14 protein-coding genes and 1 riboswitch are annotated in these 15,928 nt (G+C 70.8%); of the genes, 5 read left to right on the forward strand and 9 right to left on the reverse strand.

Annotation, left to right across the window (positions count from 1 at the left end):
• Nucleotides 1-17: 17 nt before the first annotated feature.
• The 4 genes from LK09_RS13280 to LK09_RS13295 are packed head-to-tail and all read right to left on the reverse strand — an operon-like array spanning nucleotide 18 to nucleotide 4,591.
• Nucleotides 18-1,658 carry a SulP family inorganic anion transporter gene (locus tag LK09_RS13280; RefSeq protein ID WP_052226754.1) on the reverse strand — a complete coding sequence of 547 codons (1,641 nt, stop codon included), beginning with the start codon at nucleotides 1,656-1,658 and terminating at the stop codon, nucleotides 18-20.
• The gene (locus LK09_RS13285) at nucleotides 1,655-2,575 is read right to left on the reverse strand and encodes an HAD family hydrolase (RefSeq protein WP_039400177.1); all 921 of its coding nucleotides are present in this window, start codon (nucleotides 2,573-2,575) and stop codon (nucleotides 1,655-1,657) included. Before LK09_RS13285 ends, LK09_RS13280 begins: the two co-directional genes overlap by 4 nt.
• A complete protein-coding gene (locus LK09_RS13290) occupies nucleotides 2,572-3,843 on the reverse strand; it encodes an ion channel protein (protein ID WP_039400180.1) in 1,272 nt (423 codons plus the stop codon). Before LK09_RS13290 ends, LK09_RS13285 begins: the two co-directional genes overlap by 4 nt.
• Nucleotides 3,844-3,895: 52 nt before the next feature.
• Complete coding sequence (locus tag LK09_RS13295) at nucleotides 3,896-4,591, reverse strand: potassium channel family protein (RefSeq protein WP_052226755.1); 696 nt, start codon at nucleotides 4,589-4,591, stop codon at nucleotides 3,896-3,898.
• Between the two features lie 58 nt (nucleotides 4,592-4,649).
• Here LK09_RS13295 and LK09_RS20825 point away from each other — a divergent pair, with 58 nt between their 5' ends.
• The 3 genes from LK09_RS20825 to LK09_RS13310 are packed head-to-tail and all read left to right on the forward strand — an operon-like array spanning nucleotide 4,650 to nucleotide 7,062.
• Nucleotides 4,650-5,591 (forward strand): DUF4190 domain-containing protein, encoded by a 942-nt coding sequence (locus LK09_RS20825; RefSeq protein WP_156138809.1) that lies wholly within the window; start codon nucleotides 4,650-4,652, stop codon nucleotides 5,589-5,591.
• Nucleotides 5,588-6,520 (forward strand): formylglycine-generating enzyme family protein, encoded by a 933-nt coding sequence (locus LK09_RS13305; protein ID WP_269430939.1) that lies wholly within the window; start codon nucleotides 5,588-5,590, stop codon nucleotides 6,518-6,520. The genes LK09_RS20825 and LK09_RS13305 overlap by 4 nt, the downstream gene beginning before the upstream one ends.
• Before the next feature lie 38 nt (nucleotides 6,521-6,558).
• Complete coding sequence (locus LK09_RS13310) at nucleotides 6,559-7,062, forward strand: hypothetical protein (RefSeq protein ID WP_052226757.1); 504 nt, start codon at nucleotides 6,559-6,561, stop codon at nucleotides 7,060-7,062.
• A gap of 18 nt (nucleotides 7,063-7,080) precedes the next feature.
• On the opposite strand, the gene LK09_RS13315 is transcribed toward LK09_RS13310, so the two are convergent.
• Nucleotides 7,081-7,302 carry a hypothetical protein gene (locus tag LK09_RS13315; RefSeq protein ID WP_039400186.1) on the reverse strand — a complete coding sequence of 74 codons (222 nt, stop codon included), beginning with the start codon at nucleotides 7,300-7,302 and terminating at the stop codon, nucleotides 7,081-7,083.
• A gap of 153 nt (nucleotides 7,303-7,455) precedes the next feature.
• On the opposite strand from LK09_RS13315, the gene LK09_RS13320 reads away from it, so the two are divergent.
• Together LK09_RS13320 and LK09_RS13325 are read left to right on the forward strand one after the other, a co-directional pair.
• On the forward strand, nucleotides 7,456-9,798 hold the full coding sequence (locus LK09_RS13320; protein ID WP_039400189.1) for an arylsulfatase: 2,343 nt from the start codon (nucleotides 7,456-7,458) through the stop codon (nucleotides 9,796-9,798).
• 19 nt (nucleotides 9,799-9,817) lie between these two features.
• Nucleotides 9,818-11,491: a SulP family inorganic anion transporter gene (locus LK09_RS13325; RefSeq protein ID WP_039400192.1), complete on the forward strand. Its 1,674-nt coding sequence runs from the start codon at nucleotides 9,818-9,820 to the stop codon at nucleotides 11,489-11,491.
• A gap of 1 nt (nucleotide 11,492) precedes the next feature.
• On the opposite strand, the gene LK09_RS13330 is transcribed toward LK09_RS13325, so the two are convergent.
• From LK09_RS13330 to thiM, 4 genes are all read right to left on the reverse strand, one after another.
• Nucleotides 11,493-12,326 (reverse strand): mechanosensitive ion channel domain-containing protein, encoded by an 834-nt coding sequence (locus LK09_RS13330; RefSeq protein ID WP_039400195.1) that lies wholly within the window; start codon nucleotides 12,324-12,326, stop codon nucleotides 11,493-11,495.
• Entirely contained in the window at nucleotides 12,326-13,867 is a 1,542-nt protein-coding gene (locus LK09_RS13335) for a bifunctional hydroxymethylpyrimidine kinase/phosphomethylpyrimidine kinase (protein ID WP_052226758.1), read from the reverse strand. Before LK09_RS13335 ends, LK09_RS13330 begins: the two co-directional genes overlap by 1 nt.
• Nucleotides 13,864-14,529, reverse strand: coding sequence for a thiamine phosphate synthase (gene thiE, locus LK09_RS22185; protein ID WP_039400198.1), 666 nt, complete (start codon nucleotides 14,527-14,529; stop codon nucleotides 13,864-13,866). The genes LK09_RS13335 and thiE overlap by 4 nt, the downstream gene beginning before the upstream one ends.
• On the reverse strand, nucleotides 14,526-15,389 hold the full coding sequence (thiM, locus tag LK09_RS13345; protein ID WP_052226759.1) for a hydroxyethylthiazole kinase: 864 nt from the start codon (nucleotides 15,387-15,389) through the stop codon (nucleotides 14,526-14,528). The genes thiE and thiM overlap by 4 nt, the downstream gene beginning before the upstream one ends.
• A riboswitch (TPP riboswitch) is annotated at nucleotides 15,380-15,469 on the reverse strand. Its footprint overlaps the gene before it by 10 nt.
• Nucleotides 15,470-15,928: the final 459 nt, after the last annotated feature.

Raw genomic sequence — 15,928 nt, forward strand, 5'->3', positions numbered from 1 at the left:
GGCGCCGGAACGTGGGATCAGGCGGGGGCGGACGCGGCAGCGCACAGGCCGTCGTGCACCGACGGGTGGGCGCGTCCGGATGCCTCGACCCCCTGGAACCACTCCATGCGACGGGCGACGGTGAGCGCGCGATCGGGGAGCGCCGCGAGGTGCAGGGTGATCCCCTCCGCGGCGAGGTTGCGGTCGAGTTCGGCGAGGGCGTCGACCACCGTGATCGTCGCCGCCTCCAGTCGGTAGAGGTCGAGGACGACGGCGGTGATCGGGGGCTGAGCCGCGACCGCCTCCTGGAACACCACGCGCAGGTTCCCGTTGACGTTGGCCGTGTACAGGCCGCGGTCGATGTGGATCGCCAGGGCGTCCCCGCGTCGCTTGCCGACCCGCACGCGCGGCTTGTTGAGTTCCGCCAGCACGAGCACGAGGGTGATGAGCACGCCGATCGTCACCGCCGGCAGCAGGCCGAGGGTGATGCCGACCAGCGCGGTGGTCAGCGCCACCCAGAAGTCGATGGGACTGATGCGCGCCAGCCGGAAGAGGTCGCCGAGCTTGATCAGCCCGACCACCGCCACGAAGACGAGGGAGGCCAGCGTCGCCTGCGGCAGCAGCGACAGCACCGGGCCGAGGAACAGCGCGATGAGCACCGCGAGCACGACCGTGACCAGCTGCGCGAGCTGCGACCTCGCCCCGGCGCCCTTGTTGACGGCGCTCTGCGAGAACCCGCCCGCGACCGGCAGCACGGTGAAGAGCGACCCGAGGATGTTCGCCGCCGACAGGGCGAGCAGCTCCCGGTTGCTGTCGATGGCGGGGTCGTTCTGCTCGCGGATGCCGCGCGCCACCGCAACCGACTCGAGGAACGCCATCAGGGCGATCGCCAGCGCGCCGCCGAGCAACGGCGCGAACTCGACCAGCTTCGGAAGGGTGATGCCGGGAAGTCCCTCCTTGACCGGGGCGATCAGTTCGACGCCGGCATCGGTCATCCCGGTGAAGGCGGCCAGCAGGATGCCGCCCGCGACCACCAGCAGCGGGCCCGGCAGCCGCGGCACGAAGCGCTTGAACAGGAACAGGGCCGCGATCGACCCGGCCGACAGCAGCACGGTCGGCACGTTGACCTCGCCGAGCGTGGTCGCGAGCGTCGCGAGCGCGCGCAGGAACCCCTTGCCGGCGAGGTCGGCGCTGACGCCCAGCAGCTTCGGCAGCTGGCCGATCGCGACCGTCGCCCCGACGCCGATCTGCACGCCGATGATCGTCGGCTGGCTGATGTTCTCGACGATGCCGCCGAGCCGCAGCAGGCGCAGGATCAGCAGGATGACCCCGACCACGAAGGTCAGGGTGACCAGCGACCCGAGTGCGTTCGACGATCCGGCGGCGACCCCGGCCGAGACGAGGGTGGTGGCCGTCAGCGTGGCGATCGTCGAGGTCGTGGACGTCGACATCGCCCGCGAGCCGCCGAGCATCGCGTACACGAACATCGGCACCATGCACGTGTAGAGACCAACCTGCACGGGCATGTTCGCGATGGTCGCGTACGCCATCGCCTGCGGCACCACCACGGCCCCGGCGGAGAGTCCGGCGAGGATGTCGCGCCACAGCCAGCCGCGGCGGTATCCCTGCAGGGTCGGCGCCAGCCAGCCGGGCCGTGCGCGCTGCTCGGCGACGGTCACGAGGCGAACACCGTGGCCCAGTCGTCGCGCACGCTGACGACGGTGTAGCCGTGGTCGGCTGCGGCATCCAGCGCCTGCTCGACGCCCTTGTCGTACGGGGCGTCGCCGCGGGCGTCGTCGTCGTGGTGCACGAGCAGAGCGAGGCCGGGCCGGGCGCCGCGGGCGGCGTAGTCGAGCATCGCGATGTCGCCGTTGGAGTTGCCGGCGGCGAAGATCGGCCGCCTCCCGATCCGCGTCCAGATGCGCACCGGCTTCTCCGGGCCGTCGTCGAAGAACGACAGCGCGTCGGTGTAGTGCACCGTGGCCGAGTCCTCGTCGTACGAGAGTCCGAAAGCCGATCCGACGACGCGCTCCGGCGGGATGCCGTAGTTGCCCTCGGTCATCGGGCGCATGAAGTCCCGCTCGCCGCCCGAGATGATGTAGCACGTGAACCCGTGCGCCTCGAGGTGCCGGAGCAGCTCCACCATGGGCTGGTAGACGGTCTGGGCGTACGGCACGCCCCGCACGGGGTGGAGGGCGGTCGCGAAGAACTCGGCGACGGAGGCCGCGTACTCGTCGACGCTCACGTCGACGACCTGTCCGACGAGTGCGCCGATCAGGGTCTTCAGGTCGCCGTCGTCGCCCTGGTAGTGCTTGTCGACGGCGTCCGCGATCCACCCCAGATCGCCGGATGCCACGGCCTTGTACGGCTGCCGGGCCGCCAGGGCCGGGTCGTCCCGCACGGCCCGCTGCCAGCCCTGCACGATGTAGTGCAGCTGGGTGGGCATGGGCTTCTCGCTCCACAGCGTGCCGTCGTTGTCGAACACGGCCACGCGCTCGGCGACCGGGACGGCATCCGGACCCGTGGTGACCGCGGCGAGGAACTCCTCGATCGCCCGTCGGGCCGCGCCGTCACGCCACGAGGGCAGCCCGGTCACGCGAACTCCTTCGCCGGGTTCTTCACCTTGACCACCATCTCGGGGGCCTTCGTCACGATCAGCCAGACCGGGATGATGATGACGCACAGCACGGTGAGCAGGTTGACGTCGCCGGTGAGCGCCACCGCGACGAAGATCGCCAGCCAGCCGTCGCGTCCGACGACCAGCATCACGCCCATGAGGCTCGACGCGACGGCGAGGGCCACCGGCATCCCGGGGATGAGCGACGCGGCCAGCAGTCCCAGCGCCGCCCCGATGAACACCGCCGGGAAGATGCGTCCGCCGCGGAAACCGGCGCTGGCGGCGACGAGGAGGGCCAGGATCTTGATGCCCGCGAACGACGCCAGCTGGGTGATCGAGTAGTCCGAGGGATGCTGCAGCAGCTCGATGGTCTGGTCGGCGCCCTTGAACAGCGTGATCGGACCGCCGAGCATGCCCAGGACACCGAGGATGGCGCCGCCGAGCAGGGTGAACAGGAACGGGTTGCGCAGGCTGTGGAAGACACGGTGCACGAAGGGGAACACCCAGGCCATCGCGATCGCGATGACGGCGGCCGCGGCGGCGACGACGAAACCGGTCAGCAGCCAGATCGGCTGGAACGGGCCGGTGTCGGCCATCTTGAAGGCGAGGATGTTCCCGCCCAGCATCAGCATCGTGATCGATCCGGCGGCGGCCGCGACCAGCGGGAAGAACAGCTTGTCCCACAGCGACCCCGGCAGGTTCGTCCCGGCGACGACCCCGGTGAACAGCAGGGCGGCGGCGACGGGTGTGCCGAAGAGGGCGCCGAGCGTTCCGGACAGGGCGAGCAGTGCCAGCAGCGGGGCGGGCATCCTCGTCGTCAGGCGGGAGATGAGGGCGATCGCCAGGGCCGCGTTGATCGCGATGATCGGGTTCTCCGGACCGAGGCTCACCCCGCCGGCGAGCGAGAGCACCAGCACGAGGGCGAGAGAGGGGAGCGCCGTCAGCTTCGGGAACGGACCGTCGAGTTCGGTGACGGCCGAGTCGAAGCCGCCGTGGCCCGGAACCAGCCACACCACCAGGCCGATCAGCGCACCGGTGATCGTCAGGACGGTGAAGATCCACCACGGCGTCGTGTTCGTCGCACCGAACAGGTGCGGGAGCGTCGTCCACCACAGGGCGTTGACCTGGTCGGAGAGCAGGTCGATGATGCGCAGCGTCACCGCGCTGCCGATGCCGATGAGCAGCGCCGGGACGGCTCCGGCGACCAGCGTGCGGACGCTGGCGCGTGCAGGTTTGACGTCGCTCATGGCGATCCTTTCGGCCGGCCGGGAGGGTTCCTACGGGATTCCTGTCCTGAGGCTATCGTGAGCCGGCGTCGGGGTCGTCGCCGCGATCGGCGGCGTCGCGGGGCCGGTTGCGCTCCGCGACCCACGACGACAGGCTCGCGGTCAGGATACCGATGAGCGTCAGACCGCCGAACATCAGGCCGACGCCGATCGTGCGGCCGGGGATGGTCACCGGCGTGTAGTCGCCGTATCCCGTCGTGGTCGCGGTCGTGCACGCCCACCAGATCGCGTCGCCGAAGCTGACGATGGTCGCGCCGGGTGCGTTGCGCTCGACGTCGAGCACGAACAGGGCGCCGAGGTAGATCAGGATGATGACCGATCCGACGCCGTAGACCGCCAACCGGTTGCGACGCATGCTCGAGCGGGAGTGCGAGACGCCGGGCAGATCCGTGAAGACCCGCAGGACCAGCACGATCCGCAGCACCGGCATGAGGGCGAAGGCGAGCTCCGCGGGATGCGTGCGGAACCACAGCCACTTGTGCGGGGACAGGGACAGCCGCACCAGGTAGTTGACGATGAACATCGCCCACGAGACGAGGATGATGGCGATCAGCACCTCGGCCGAGCTTCCGTGGAGGTCGGCGATGACCTTCCATGAGTAAGCGACGAGGTATGTGACGGATGCCACCGGGAGCGGGATGCGGGTGAACCGCCGCCAGGCGCGTTCGGCATCCGACTCGATCTCCCCGTGGAAACGTGGCTGGTCCATGCCGCCATCATCCCAGCCGGGTGGTCTCGTGCAGGGATGCGGCCCATAGAGTAATCGTGTGAGTGAGCCGCAGCCGGGTGCGCCGGACCGACAGCCGACGAACCCGCAACTGGTGCCGCCCGGGTACGTCCCGCCCGGCTACCCCCAGCCGGTGTACGGACCACCCGGGTCCGTGCCGCCGCAGCCGGCGCCGTGGAGCGCGCTGGCGATCGCCGGGTTCATCGTGGCGTTCTTCTTCAGCCTCGTCGGGCTCGTGCTCTCGATCTTCGGCCTGCACGACGCGAACCGCACCGGCAAGCGCGGCCGTGGCCTCGCGATCGCCGGCATCGTCGTCGGCGCGGTGCGCTTCGCGATCGACGTGGTCCTCGCCATCGCCCTGGTGCTGACACTCCCCGCCGTCATCTCCCACACGTCCGTCACCACCGGATCGGCTCCGCAGGCGCCATCCTTCGGGACGGACGACGACCTCCCGCTGGGCGGAGAGCCGGTCGGGATGCATCAGGGGCTCAGCAAAGCCGGGTGGTCGTCCTCGGACAAGACGCCGTGGACCGACGCCTTCGTGCCCCTCGGTCACTTCACCGGGCTGCAGGACGGGCAGTTCGCCCCGACCTACGACGATTCCGCCGACACCTGCACCGCCTTCATCGACATGTACGCGCAGGATCCCACCGCCGGGCCGCTGTACGACCTCTCGGTCGACCTGCTGAACAGCTGGGTCGAAAGCGACGGCTCGAGCAAGCTCACCGGTCCGGTCACGACCGGTTCGGCGCCCGCCTTCACGCAGGAGGGCGGGGCATCCCAGCAGCCGGCCGGGTCGTACGACGTCGTGCAGTCGGCGTTCGAGGACTCGCAGGGCGGAAGCGGCGTGGCGTGGGTGCGGGTGTTCCGCACCACCGAAGAGGAACTCGCCGTGGTCACCGCGGTCGAGTGCGACGACCATGGTGCCCTGGAGAAGACCGGGATGCCGGCGCTCGAACGCGAGATCGGGGCGGCCTGGTGAGCACTCACGTGGATGCCCGGACCGACGACGGGCGCGAGACGGTCCTCATCCCGGCGGGGAGCTTCCGCATGGGATCGACCGAGTTCTACCCGGACGAGCAGCCGGTGAACGAACGGGAGGTGGCATCCTTCCGCATCGACCGGTACCAGGTGACGAACGCGGACTTCGCGCGCTTCGTCGACGAGACCGGGTACGTCACCGTCGCCGAGCGCCCGCTGGACCCCGCGCTGTATCCGGGCGTGGCGACCGCGGACCTGGTGCCGGGGTCGATGGTGTTCACCCCCACGCCGGGTCCCGTCGACCTGCGCGACTGGCGCAACTGGTGGCGCTGGGAGCCGGGCGCGCACTGGCGGGCGCCGTTCGGCCCCGGCTCCGGGATCGAGGACCGGATGCGGCATCCGGTCGTGCATGTGGCGTTCGAGGATGCCTCCGCCTACGCGGCGTGGGCCGGCAAGCGCCTGCCCACCGAGACCGAGCACGAGTACGCCGCCCGCGGCGGCGTCGACGGCGCCCGGTTCGCGTGGGGCGACGAGCCGTACCCGGACGGTGTCCCGCAGGCGAACTCGTGGCTCGGCCGCTTCCCCTACGACAACCGGGGCGTCGGCGGCACGGCACCCGTCGGCTCCTACCCGGCGAACGGGTACGGGCTGTTCGACATGATCGGCAACGTGTGGGAGTGGACCACCGACTTCTACACGCCGCGCCACCTGCGCCTGAGCGACAAGCCCGTGGATGCCGGCAAGCGGCAGAACCTCCTCGCCACCGCGAGCGCCCGCGAGGGGGAGTCGATCCCGCGCCGGGTGCTCAAGGGCGGGTCGTTCCTGTGCGCGCCGGAGTACTGCCTGCGCTTCCGGCCCGCGGCGCGCTCACCGCAGGCGGAGGACACCGGCATGTCGCACATCGGATTCCGCTGCGCGACGGATGCCTGAGCCGGACGCCGCTCAGAAGCGGCCCTAGGCTGGGCGTCATGGAACGCCTCACGCCGCAGCGCATCATCCGGGCGAGCTTCGCGACCGAGGAATCCGTCTACGGCGTCATCCTCGTGGCGGGTCTCATCGTGGTGTCCGGCTCGCACGGTGCGACCGCGATCTCGGTGTTCTGGACGGTGCTCATCACCGTCGTCGTGTTCTGGCTCGCCCACCTCTACGCGGGCACGGTCGCCGGGCACGGCATCGCCGAGGGCGAAGTCGTGGGGCTCGGCGACGCGTTCTTCGCCGCGTTCCGTCACTCGCTCGGGCTGCTGTTCTCGGCGGCGATCCCGTGCCTCATCCTGCTCTTCGGCGCCACGGACGTGATCAACGACACGGTGACGATCTGGCTGGCGCTGTGGACCTGCGTGGCGGTTCTCGCCGTGCTCGGGTTCATCGCGTTCACCCGCCGCCACGCCCCCTGGTACATGCGCATCATCGGCGCGATCACCACGGCCGGCTTCGGCCTCGTGATGATCGTCGCGAAAGCCTTCGTGCACTGACCCCCGAGGCAGTCGCGCTCAGCGCCGCCAGTCGGATGCCGCGAACGCGGCCTGCAGGTCGCCGTATGCCCGCTCCTGCTCGCGGCCGGCGGTGCGCCCGCGGTCCTGCAGCCCGCGCGGTGACCAGTGCCACAGCGTGATCCTGCGCTCGGCGGGAGTGTCCTCGCGCCCGGCCTTGGCGCTCCGGGGCTCGGTGAAGCGGCCGAACCATCCGCGGTACTCGATCTCCTGAACAGTCATATTCCATAGAACCGCAGGATTGGACTCTTCCATCGAGGCCAATTCGAGTTCGGTGGACTGGACGGCGCACGTCCGTGCAGGGTCTTCCGGCACGTCACAGGGACTCGATAGGGTGCAGGGGGAGACACCCTTCCAGGCGATTGAAGGAGCACCATGCCACGCGAATTCCAGGGGAAGATCGAGCTCGACGTCCGCGACTCCGTCGGCGACTGGGAGGCCTTCCTTCCCAGCAAGGCGCCCGCGGGCGCCCCGAACGTGCTGGTCGTGCTGTACGACGATACCGGGATGGCGGCCTGGTCGCCCTACGGCGGACGCATCAACATGCCCACCATGGACAAGCTCGCGCAGAACGGCCTGACCTACACGCAGTGGCACACCACGGCGCTGTGCTCGCCGACGCGCTCGACGTTCCTCACCGGCCGCAACCACCACCTGAACGGCTTCGCGACGATCTCCGAGTCGTCGACCGGCTTCCCCGGCTACAACTCGCACATCCCGGAGTCCAACGCGACGATGGCGAACGTGCTGCGGGATGCCGGCTGGTCGACGTTCTGGGTGGGCAAGAACCACAACGTGCCGATCGACGAGTGGACCGCCGGCGCCTCGAAGAAGCACTGGCCGCTCGCGCAGGGCTACGACCGCTTCTACGGCTTCATCGGCGGCGAGACGAACAACTGGTACCCGTCGCTGGCCGAGGACAACCACTACATCGACCAGCCGTACCTGCCCGAGGACGGCTACCACCTGTCCAAGGACCTCGCCGACCAGGCGCTGAAGATGATCCGCGACGTCAAGCAGACCGAGCCCGACAAGCCCTGGTACCTGTGGTTCTGCCCCGGGGCCAACCACGCACCCCACCACGCGCCGCAGGAGTACATCGACAAGTACAAGGGCGTCTTCGACGACGGCTACGAGGCGTACCGCGACTGGGTCGTGGAGCGCATGAAGGAGAAGGGCATCCTCCCGGAGGACACCGCCAACACGCCCTTCAACCCGATGCCGGACGGCACCTTCTCGCAGTCCGACGAGGTTCTGCCGTGGGACTCGCTGTCCGACGAGCAGAAGAACATGTTCACGCGCATGGCCGAGGTCTACGCCGGCTTCAGCGAGTACACCGACGCCCAGGTCGGACGCATCGTCGACTACCTGGAGGAGTCCGGCCAGCTCGAGAACACCCTCATCATCTACTGCGCCGACAACGGGGCCTCCGGCGAGGGGTCGCCCAACGGGTCGGTCAACGAGGGCAAGATCTTCGGCGGCTACCCGGACAGCCTCGAAGACAACCTGCGCCTGGTCGACAAGCTCGGCTCGCCCGACACGTACAACCACTACCCGACCGGGTGGGCGGCCGCGTTCTCGTCGCCGTACAAGATGTTCAAGCGGTACACGTACCAGGGCGGCGTGTGCGACCCGCTGGTGATCAGCTGGCCCGCCGGCATCAAGGCCAAGGGCGAGATCCGTCACCAGTACCACCACTCGACCGACATCGTGCCCACGATCCTCGAGGCGTGCGGGGTCGAGTTCCCCGACACGTACTCGGGCGTCGCCCAGACCCCGCTGTCGGGCGTCTCGATGGCGTACTCGTTCGACGCGGCGCCGGATGCCCCGACGCAGAAGCAGACGCAGTACTACGAGATGTTCGGGCAGCGCGGCATCTGGCATGAGGGCTGGAAGGCCGTCACCGTGCACGGGCCGGTCAGCGGCAAGGGCGACTTCCCGGACGACGTGTGGGAGCTGTACCACACCGACGTCGACCGCTCCGAGGCGCACGATCTCGCCGCCGAGCACCCGGACAAGCTCGAGGAGCTCAAGGAGATCTGGATGCAGGAGGCGAAGACCAACCTCGTGCTCCCGCTGAACGACCTGCAGATCATCGGCAACCCGAAGGACTTCGAGACCTTCATCAAGATGGAGTTCCACCAGCCGGCTCCGCCGTCCGGGCAGTTCGTCTACTATCCGGGCACCAGCGAGGTGCCCGAGCGGTCCGCCGCGAACGTGCACGGCGGCTCCTACAAGATCGCCGCCGAGGTGGAGTTCACCGCCGACACGGAAGGTGTCATCTTCGCCCACGGATCACGGTTCGGCGGGCACGCGCTGGTGGTCAAGGACGGCCAGGTGCACTACGTGTACAACTTCCTCGGCATCCCGCCCGAAGACCGCGTCTCGGCCCCGGTGCCGGTGTCGGGCAAGCACATCATCGGCGTCGAGTTCGTCAAGGAGGGCACCGGCGACTACCGCGAGCCGAAGGGCCCGGTGCGGCTGTACATCGACGACCAGCAGGTCGGCGAGAAGCAGATCCGCACCGTGCTCGGCCACTTCTCGCTGTGCGGCGAGGGCCTCACCATCGGCCGCGACAGCGCCGACCCGGTGTCGTCGCTGTACGGCCACGGGTTCGACTTCACGGGCGGCGAGATCGCGAAGGTCGTCTTCGACATCGCCGACGACACGTACGTCGACCTGGAGTCGCACCTCGCCGCGGCCATGGCGCGCGACTGACGACACGCGAGGCGGGCCCGTGACGACCCCGAAGCGACGATTCGCGAAGCCGACCGGCCGCGACGTCGTCTCGGGGTTCGTCACGGGCCTGTTCTCCATCCCGGAAGGGATGGCGTACGCGTCCATCGGCGGGTTCGCCGCCCCGCTCGGCCTCTGGTCGGGCATCGTCCCGACGATCGTCGGGTCGATCTTCGCCCGCACCGTGCTGATGGTGACGACGCTGACCAGCGCCATCGCCCTGACCTCGCACAGCGTGCTCACCGCGGCAGGGCTCAAGACGAGCGACGTCGGGGCGATCGCGACGCTCACGGTGCTCTCCGGCATCGTGATGCTGATCCTGGGTCTGCTGAAACTCGGCTCGGTGATGGCGTTCGTCTCGACCGCGGTGATGACCGGCTTCACCGCGGGCATCGCGCTGCAGATCATGGCCGGGGTCATCAAGGATGCCACCGGCTACTCGTCGCAGCTTTCGAACACGATCGGCAAGATCGTCGACGCGCTCCTCCACGTCGGCCAGTGGGATCCCTGGACGGTGGCGGTCGCTGCGGCATCCATCGTGATCTGGTTCGCGGTGCGGCTGATCAAGCCGCTCAAGAGCCTCGCGACGATCATCTCGCTCGTGGTGACCACGGCGATCGTCGCCCTGGCGCACATCCACGTGGAGCTCGTGTCGGACATCGCGGCCGTGCCGCGCTCGCTGCCCCCGTTCACGCTTCCGCAGGTGTCGGCGATCCCGGAGCTTGCGGCCGGGGCCGTCGCGATCGCCCTCGTCGCCCTCGCGCAGGCCGCCGGCATCGGGTCGGCGGTGCCGAACCCCGACGGCACCCAGCCGAACATGTCCAAGGACTTCACCGCGCAGGGCCTCGCGAACATCGCCGGCGGGTTCTTCTCGGCTCTGCCCACCGGCGGCTCGATGTCGCGCACCGGGGTCGCCACCAGTGCCGGTGCGCAGACCCGGTGGACCGGCATCTTCGCCGGTGCGTGGCTCGCGGTCATCGTGCTCGTCGTCGGGCCGCTGGCCGGCCTCATCCCGATGGCGGTCATCGGCGGACTCATGCTCGTCATCGGCGGGGAGCTGCTCGCCGAGCGCCGCCGGGACATCGTGCTGGTCACGCGCACCTCGATGCTGTCGCTGGTAGCGATGATCGCCACGTTCCTGGCGACCACGCAGCTGCCCCTGCAGCAGGCGATCTTCCTCGGCGCGGGCCTTTCCATCCTGCTGACCGCTGTCGAGGTGACGCGGGTGGGGCGGCTGCTCGAACTCGTCCACGACGACGAGCGTGGCTGGCACCTGGACAAGGTGGCGCCGACCCTCGCCTCCGGCCGCACCACGGTCCTGCACTACTCGGGGGCCGGTTTCTTCTCGGAGGTGCCCGCGTTCCGGCAGGAGTGGCCCGACATGAGCGACACCGCCGACGCCGCCGTCGTGCTGTCGCTGCGCGGCTCGATGGAGGTGCCGTCGGCGACGTTCCTGAAGATGTTCGGGGGCGTCATCGACCAGCTGCACGGCCGCGGCATCCCCTTCTACGTCTGCGGGGTCACGAAAGAAGGACGCGCCCTGCTCGAGCACACGAAGCTGCTCGACAAGCTCGGCGAGGACCACGTCGTCGTCTCGACCGCGACGATCTTCCAGGCCATCGTGACCGCCTACGCGCGTGCGGAGGCCGAGCGGACCGCGGCGAAGGCCGACTGACTCACACCCCGCCGGGCGCCTGCATCGTCGAGGGGGCGGTCGCGCTCGCGATCGAGGCGGGGTGGCCGGCATCCTCGAGGGATGCCGCGACCGCGCCGATCACGGCGGCCGTCGTCGCGACGCCCGCCGACGGGGCATGCCAGAACTGCACGACCGTGGTGACGCGCTCGGGCGACACGGCCTCGAGCACGGTGGCGACCGCGGGGTCGCCGTGCACGCCGGGGGCGGAGGCCGCGGCATCCCGCGCGAGGGCGAGCAGGGTCGCGACCGGGGCGTCCCCACGCTCGATCCCCACCCGGACGGCGCTCCGCCGCGCTCCGAACGTCGTGTCGTTGACGATCACGTCGCTGAGGAACTTGCTGTTGGGCACGTGGACCGTCAGGCCGTCGTACGTGCGGATGATGACCGCGCGCGACTCCGTCTCGAGCACGGTGCCGACGAGCACCTTGCCGTCGACGCCCTCGATCTGCACCTCGTCGCCGAGCGACACCGGATGCCGCGACTGGATGATCACCCCGGCGGCGAAATTGTCGGCGACGCCGCGCAGCACCAGCACGACCACCACGCCCACCACCACGACGAACGCGAGCAGGGGCTGCACGTTCGCGCCCATGACCGCCAGCGCGACCCCGATGCCGAGCAGGAGGATCGTGAGTCCCGTCACCCGGGCAGCGGTGTCGCCGAGCGTCTTCGAGATGCCCGGCGTCCGCGCGGCCAGGGCGAGCACGCCGCGCCGTGCGTAGTGCGAGATCACCCAGGCCACCACGATCGCGATGACGGCGGCGAGCAGCTGCAGCCACGACGTGCCCTGCGGCAGGATCTTGCTGAGGTCCATCACCCCACGGTAGTGGCGGCGGCCGGTGCGCCGGGGGAGCGCAGCAGGGGCGCCGCGAAGAACGCGAGCTCGTGCTCCGCCGACACCCGGAACGCGCGCCGCATCCGCTCCCGCACGTCGGCGGTCGCGCTCGCCGCGATCCGGGTGACCAGGTCGATCGCGTCCCGGTTCGCGGCCGCGAACCCCGGATCGCCGTAGGTCGCCAGCCACGTCGCGTACGGGTGCCCGGGGATGCCGGTCACCTCGCCGAACGCGCCCGCCGCGATCCGCTCGCCGAGGTCCGCGTAGAGCCAGAAGCAGGGCAGCAGCGCGGCGGCGAGCACGGCGTGGTCGCCACGGGCCGCGGTTGCGAGGAGGTGGTCGAGGTACGCGACGGTTGTCGGCCACCGCTCGATGGCGTCGGCGTCGTCGCGCCCGAGCGGCGCGAGCCAGGACCGGTGCAGGTCGAGCTCGACCGCGATCGCCCCGTGCGCGGACTGCGCCCAGAACGCCTGCCCCGCGGCATCCGGAGCGAGGGATGCCGCCACGGCGAGCGCCCGCGCGTACTCGCCGAGGTAGGCGGCATCCTGCTCGAGGTACCCGAGGAACGCGGCCTCGTGCAGGGTGCCGTCGACGAGCCCGCGGATGAAGGGCAGGTCGTCGATGCCGGTGCGGACGTCGGCGATGTCGTCCCACCACTGCGCCTCGACCTCCGCGGGCGTCGGCCGGGTGTCGAGGCCGCCGCGCGACCACAGCCCGGCGAAGTGGTGCACGGGCCCGTGGCCGCCGCCGACGGCGAGGTCGTCGCCGTGCCGCAGCGATTCGCGCAGCCAGCGGCGGGCATCCGCGACGGCCGTCTCCCAGTCGTCGGCGTGCGCACGGCGCGTCGCGATCGCCGACGACAGGGAGCAGCCGGTCCCGTGCGTCGCGGTCGTGGGGATGCGGTCGCCGCCGAACCCGACGACGCGGGCGGACGCGGCATCCACCAGGGCGTCCGGGGCGTCCGGTCCGGTGAGATGACCGCCCTTGGCGAGCACGCGCACGCCGAAGAAGGCCGACACGGTCTCGGCCTGCGCGATCGCCTCCGCCCAGTCGGCGGCCGGAGTCCCGGTGCCGCCGGCCAGCCGGTCGAGGATCGCGAGCTCGGGGAGATTCGGCGTCACGAGATCGGCGAGTCGCAGCAGGTCGCCGAGGGCCTCGACGGCCACGGCATCCAGCAGCCGGTCGCCGCTCGTGGCGACCATCACCGGGTCGAGCACGACCACCGGCGCGCCCAGACGCGGCAGCGCCTCGGTGACGACGCGCACGACCTCGGCGTTCGCCAGCATCCCGATCTTCACCGCGTCCACCCGGATGTCCGAGGCCACGGCATCCAGCTGCTCGCCGACGAACGCGGCGGGCGGCACGTGCACCGCCCGCACGCCGCGGGTGTTCTGGGCGGTCAGCGCCGTGACCACCGCCATCCCGTAGCCGCCGTTCGCGGCGATCGACTTGAGGTCGGCCTGGATGCCGGCCCCGCCGGACGGATCGCTGCCGGCGATGCTCAGCACGTTCGGGATCATCGCCGCACCGCCTCGGCACCCGACCACGCGCGGACGAACCCCGCCGCGGCTGTGCGCGGGTCGGAGGCCGCGCAGATCGCCGAGACCACCGCGATCCCGGCGGCTCCGGCATCCCGCAGCGCGCGGGCGTCCGACGCGGTGATCCCGCCGATCGCGACGCACGGCAGCGGCGACGCGCCGGCCAGCGCGGCGAATCCGGCGATGCCGAGCGGTTCGGGATGGTCGGGCTTCGTCGCGGTGGGACGGATCACTCCGACGCCGAAGTAGTCGACGGTCCCGGGCGGCAGCGCGGAGACCGCGGCGAAGTGCTCGGGACGATTCGCGGTGAGGCCCACGACCGCGTCGGGCCCGAGCTCGGTCCGGGCACGGGTGGCGGACGGGTCGTTCTGTCCGAGGTGCACGCCGTCGATGCGGATGCCGCGCTCGCGCGCCTTCACGGCGACGTCGAGCCGGTCGTTCACCGTCAGCAGCGCGCGGCCGTCGATCGCCTCCGCGACCTGTTCGACGAGTGCGAGGACGGCCCGGTCGTCCGCGTGCTTCTCGCGCACCTGGACCGCGGTCACGCCGCCCGCGACGGCCTCGGCGACCACGGCAGCCACCCCGCGCTCGCCGCAGAGCCGGGCGTCGGTGACGAGCAAGAGGGACAGGTCGAGGGCGGTCACCGGACGGCCTCCGCGAGCCGCGGGTCGTGGGTGCCGCCGAGCCGTACCCGGTCGCGGCCTGCGAGGTCGGCGGGGGCGACGGCGTGCAGCGCGTCGAGCAGACGCACCGCGAACGTGCCGGGGCCGGGGGATCCGGATGCCGCGACCTCGGCTGCGGCGCTGTAGACGTCGTGGGCGGCGACGACGGCGGCGAAGGCGTCGTGCTCCGACCCGCGGGCCGCTCCCAGGAATGCGGCGGTGAGCGCGCCGAGCGCGCAGCCGCCGCCGGTGACCCGCGTGAGCAGGGCGCTCCCGCCCGCGACCCGGGCGACGCGGTCGCCGTCGGTGATGAGGTCCACGGCGCCCGAGACGGCGACCACCGATCCGAGGCGGCGGGCGAGGTCGACCGCGGCCGGCTCCGCGGCGTCGGTGGTGTCGGCGGCATCCACCCCGCGTCCGCCGGAACCCGTTCCGGCGAGGGCGAGGACCTCCGACGCGTTGCCGCGGATCGCCGTCGGGCGGAGCTCGGCCAGGTCGTGAGCGAGGGAGGTGCGGACCGGGAGCACCCCGATCGCGACCGGGTCGAGCACCCACGGCGTGCCCGCCTCGGATGCCGCCCGGGCCGCCTCGAGGGCGGCATCCCGCTGCTCCCGGTGGGGCGTGCCGAGGTTCACGAGCAGGCCGCCGGCGATGCCCGCGAACAGGCCGGCCTCGCCCGGGAGGTCGACCATGGCGGGCGCGGCGCCGATCGCGAGCAGCGCGTTGGCGGTGAAGTTCGTGACGACCGCATTGGTGATGCAGTGCGTCAGCGGGGTCGTGTCGCGGAGCCGCTGCAGCAGCTCCGGCGTGCGGGCAGGGTCGATGGAAAGACGATCGCGCATTGCGACATCCCTTCGCTAGTTCTAACTAGATCAGGTTCGACGGGTCTGTTCTCAGCCGTGCGGCACCCCGTGTCACTGCCGCCGAGCCTAGCGGACCCTCCCCGACGTGCGCGGCCGGCGTCGTCGCAAGAGGCGCGGTCCCCGCGTTCGCCGAGCGCCCCGCATCCCCACGGGCGCTCAGCAACCGCGCAGCCAGTCGAAACGTTGTATCCCACCCCCGGTCGTTGAGCGAGCGCAGCGAGACGAAACGCTCGCCCGGGTTTGGGCAGGCCCACACACCTCCGGTCGTTGAGTGAGCGTAGCGAGACGAAACGCTCGCCCCGGGCTGAGCAACCAAGACGCATTGCAATCCACTTGCATTATGGATGCGTGTTCGATAGTGTGGAGGTATCAGTTCGAACATTGCAACGAAGCCAGGGGGGATGCCATGGCCGACACGTCGCACGGTGGGCTCTCTCCGGTGCTGTCCGACCTGGACGTGCTGGTCGATGGTCTCGGTGGTGCGCGGGCGCGGGTGGCGGTCGCGTTCGGTGCGGAGA

The sequence above is a fragment of the Microbacterium mangrovi genome (genome assembly GCF_000802305.1).
Taxonomy (GTDB): domain Bacteria; phylum Actinomycetota; class Actinomycetes; order Actinomycetales; family Microbacteriaceae; genus Microbacterium; species Microbacterium mangrovi.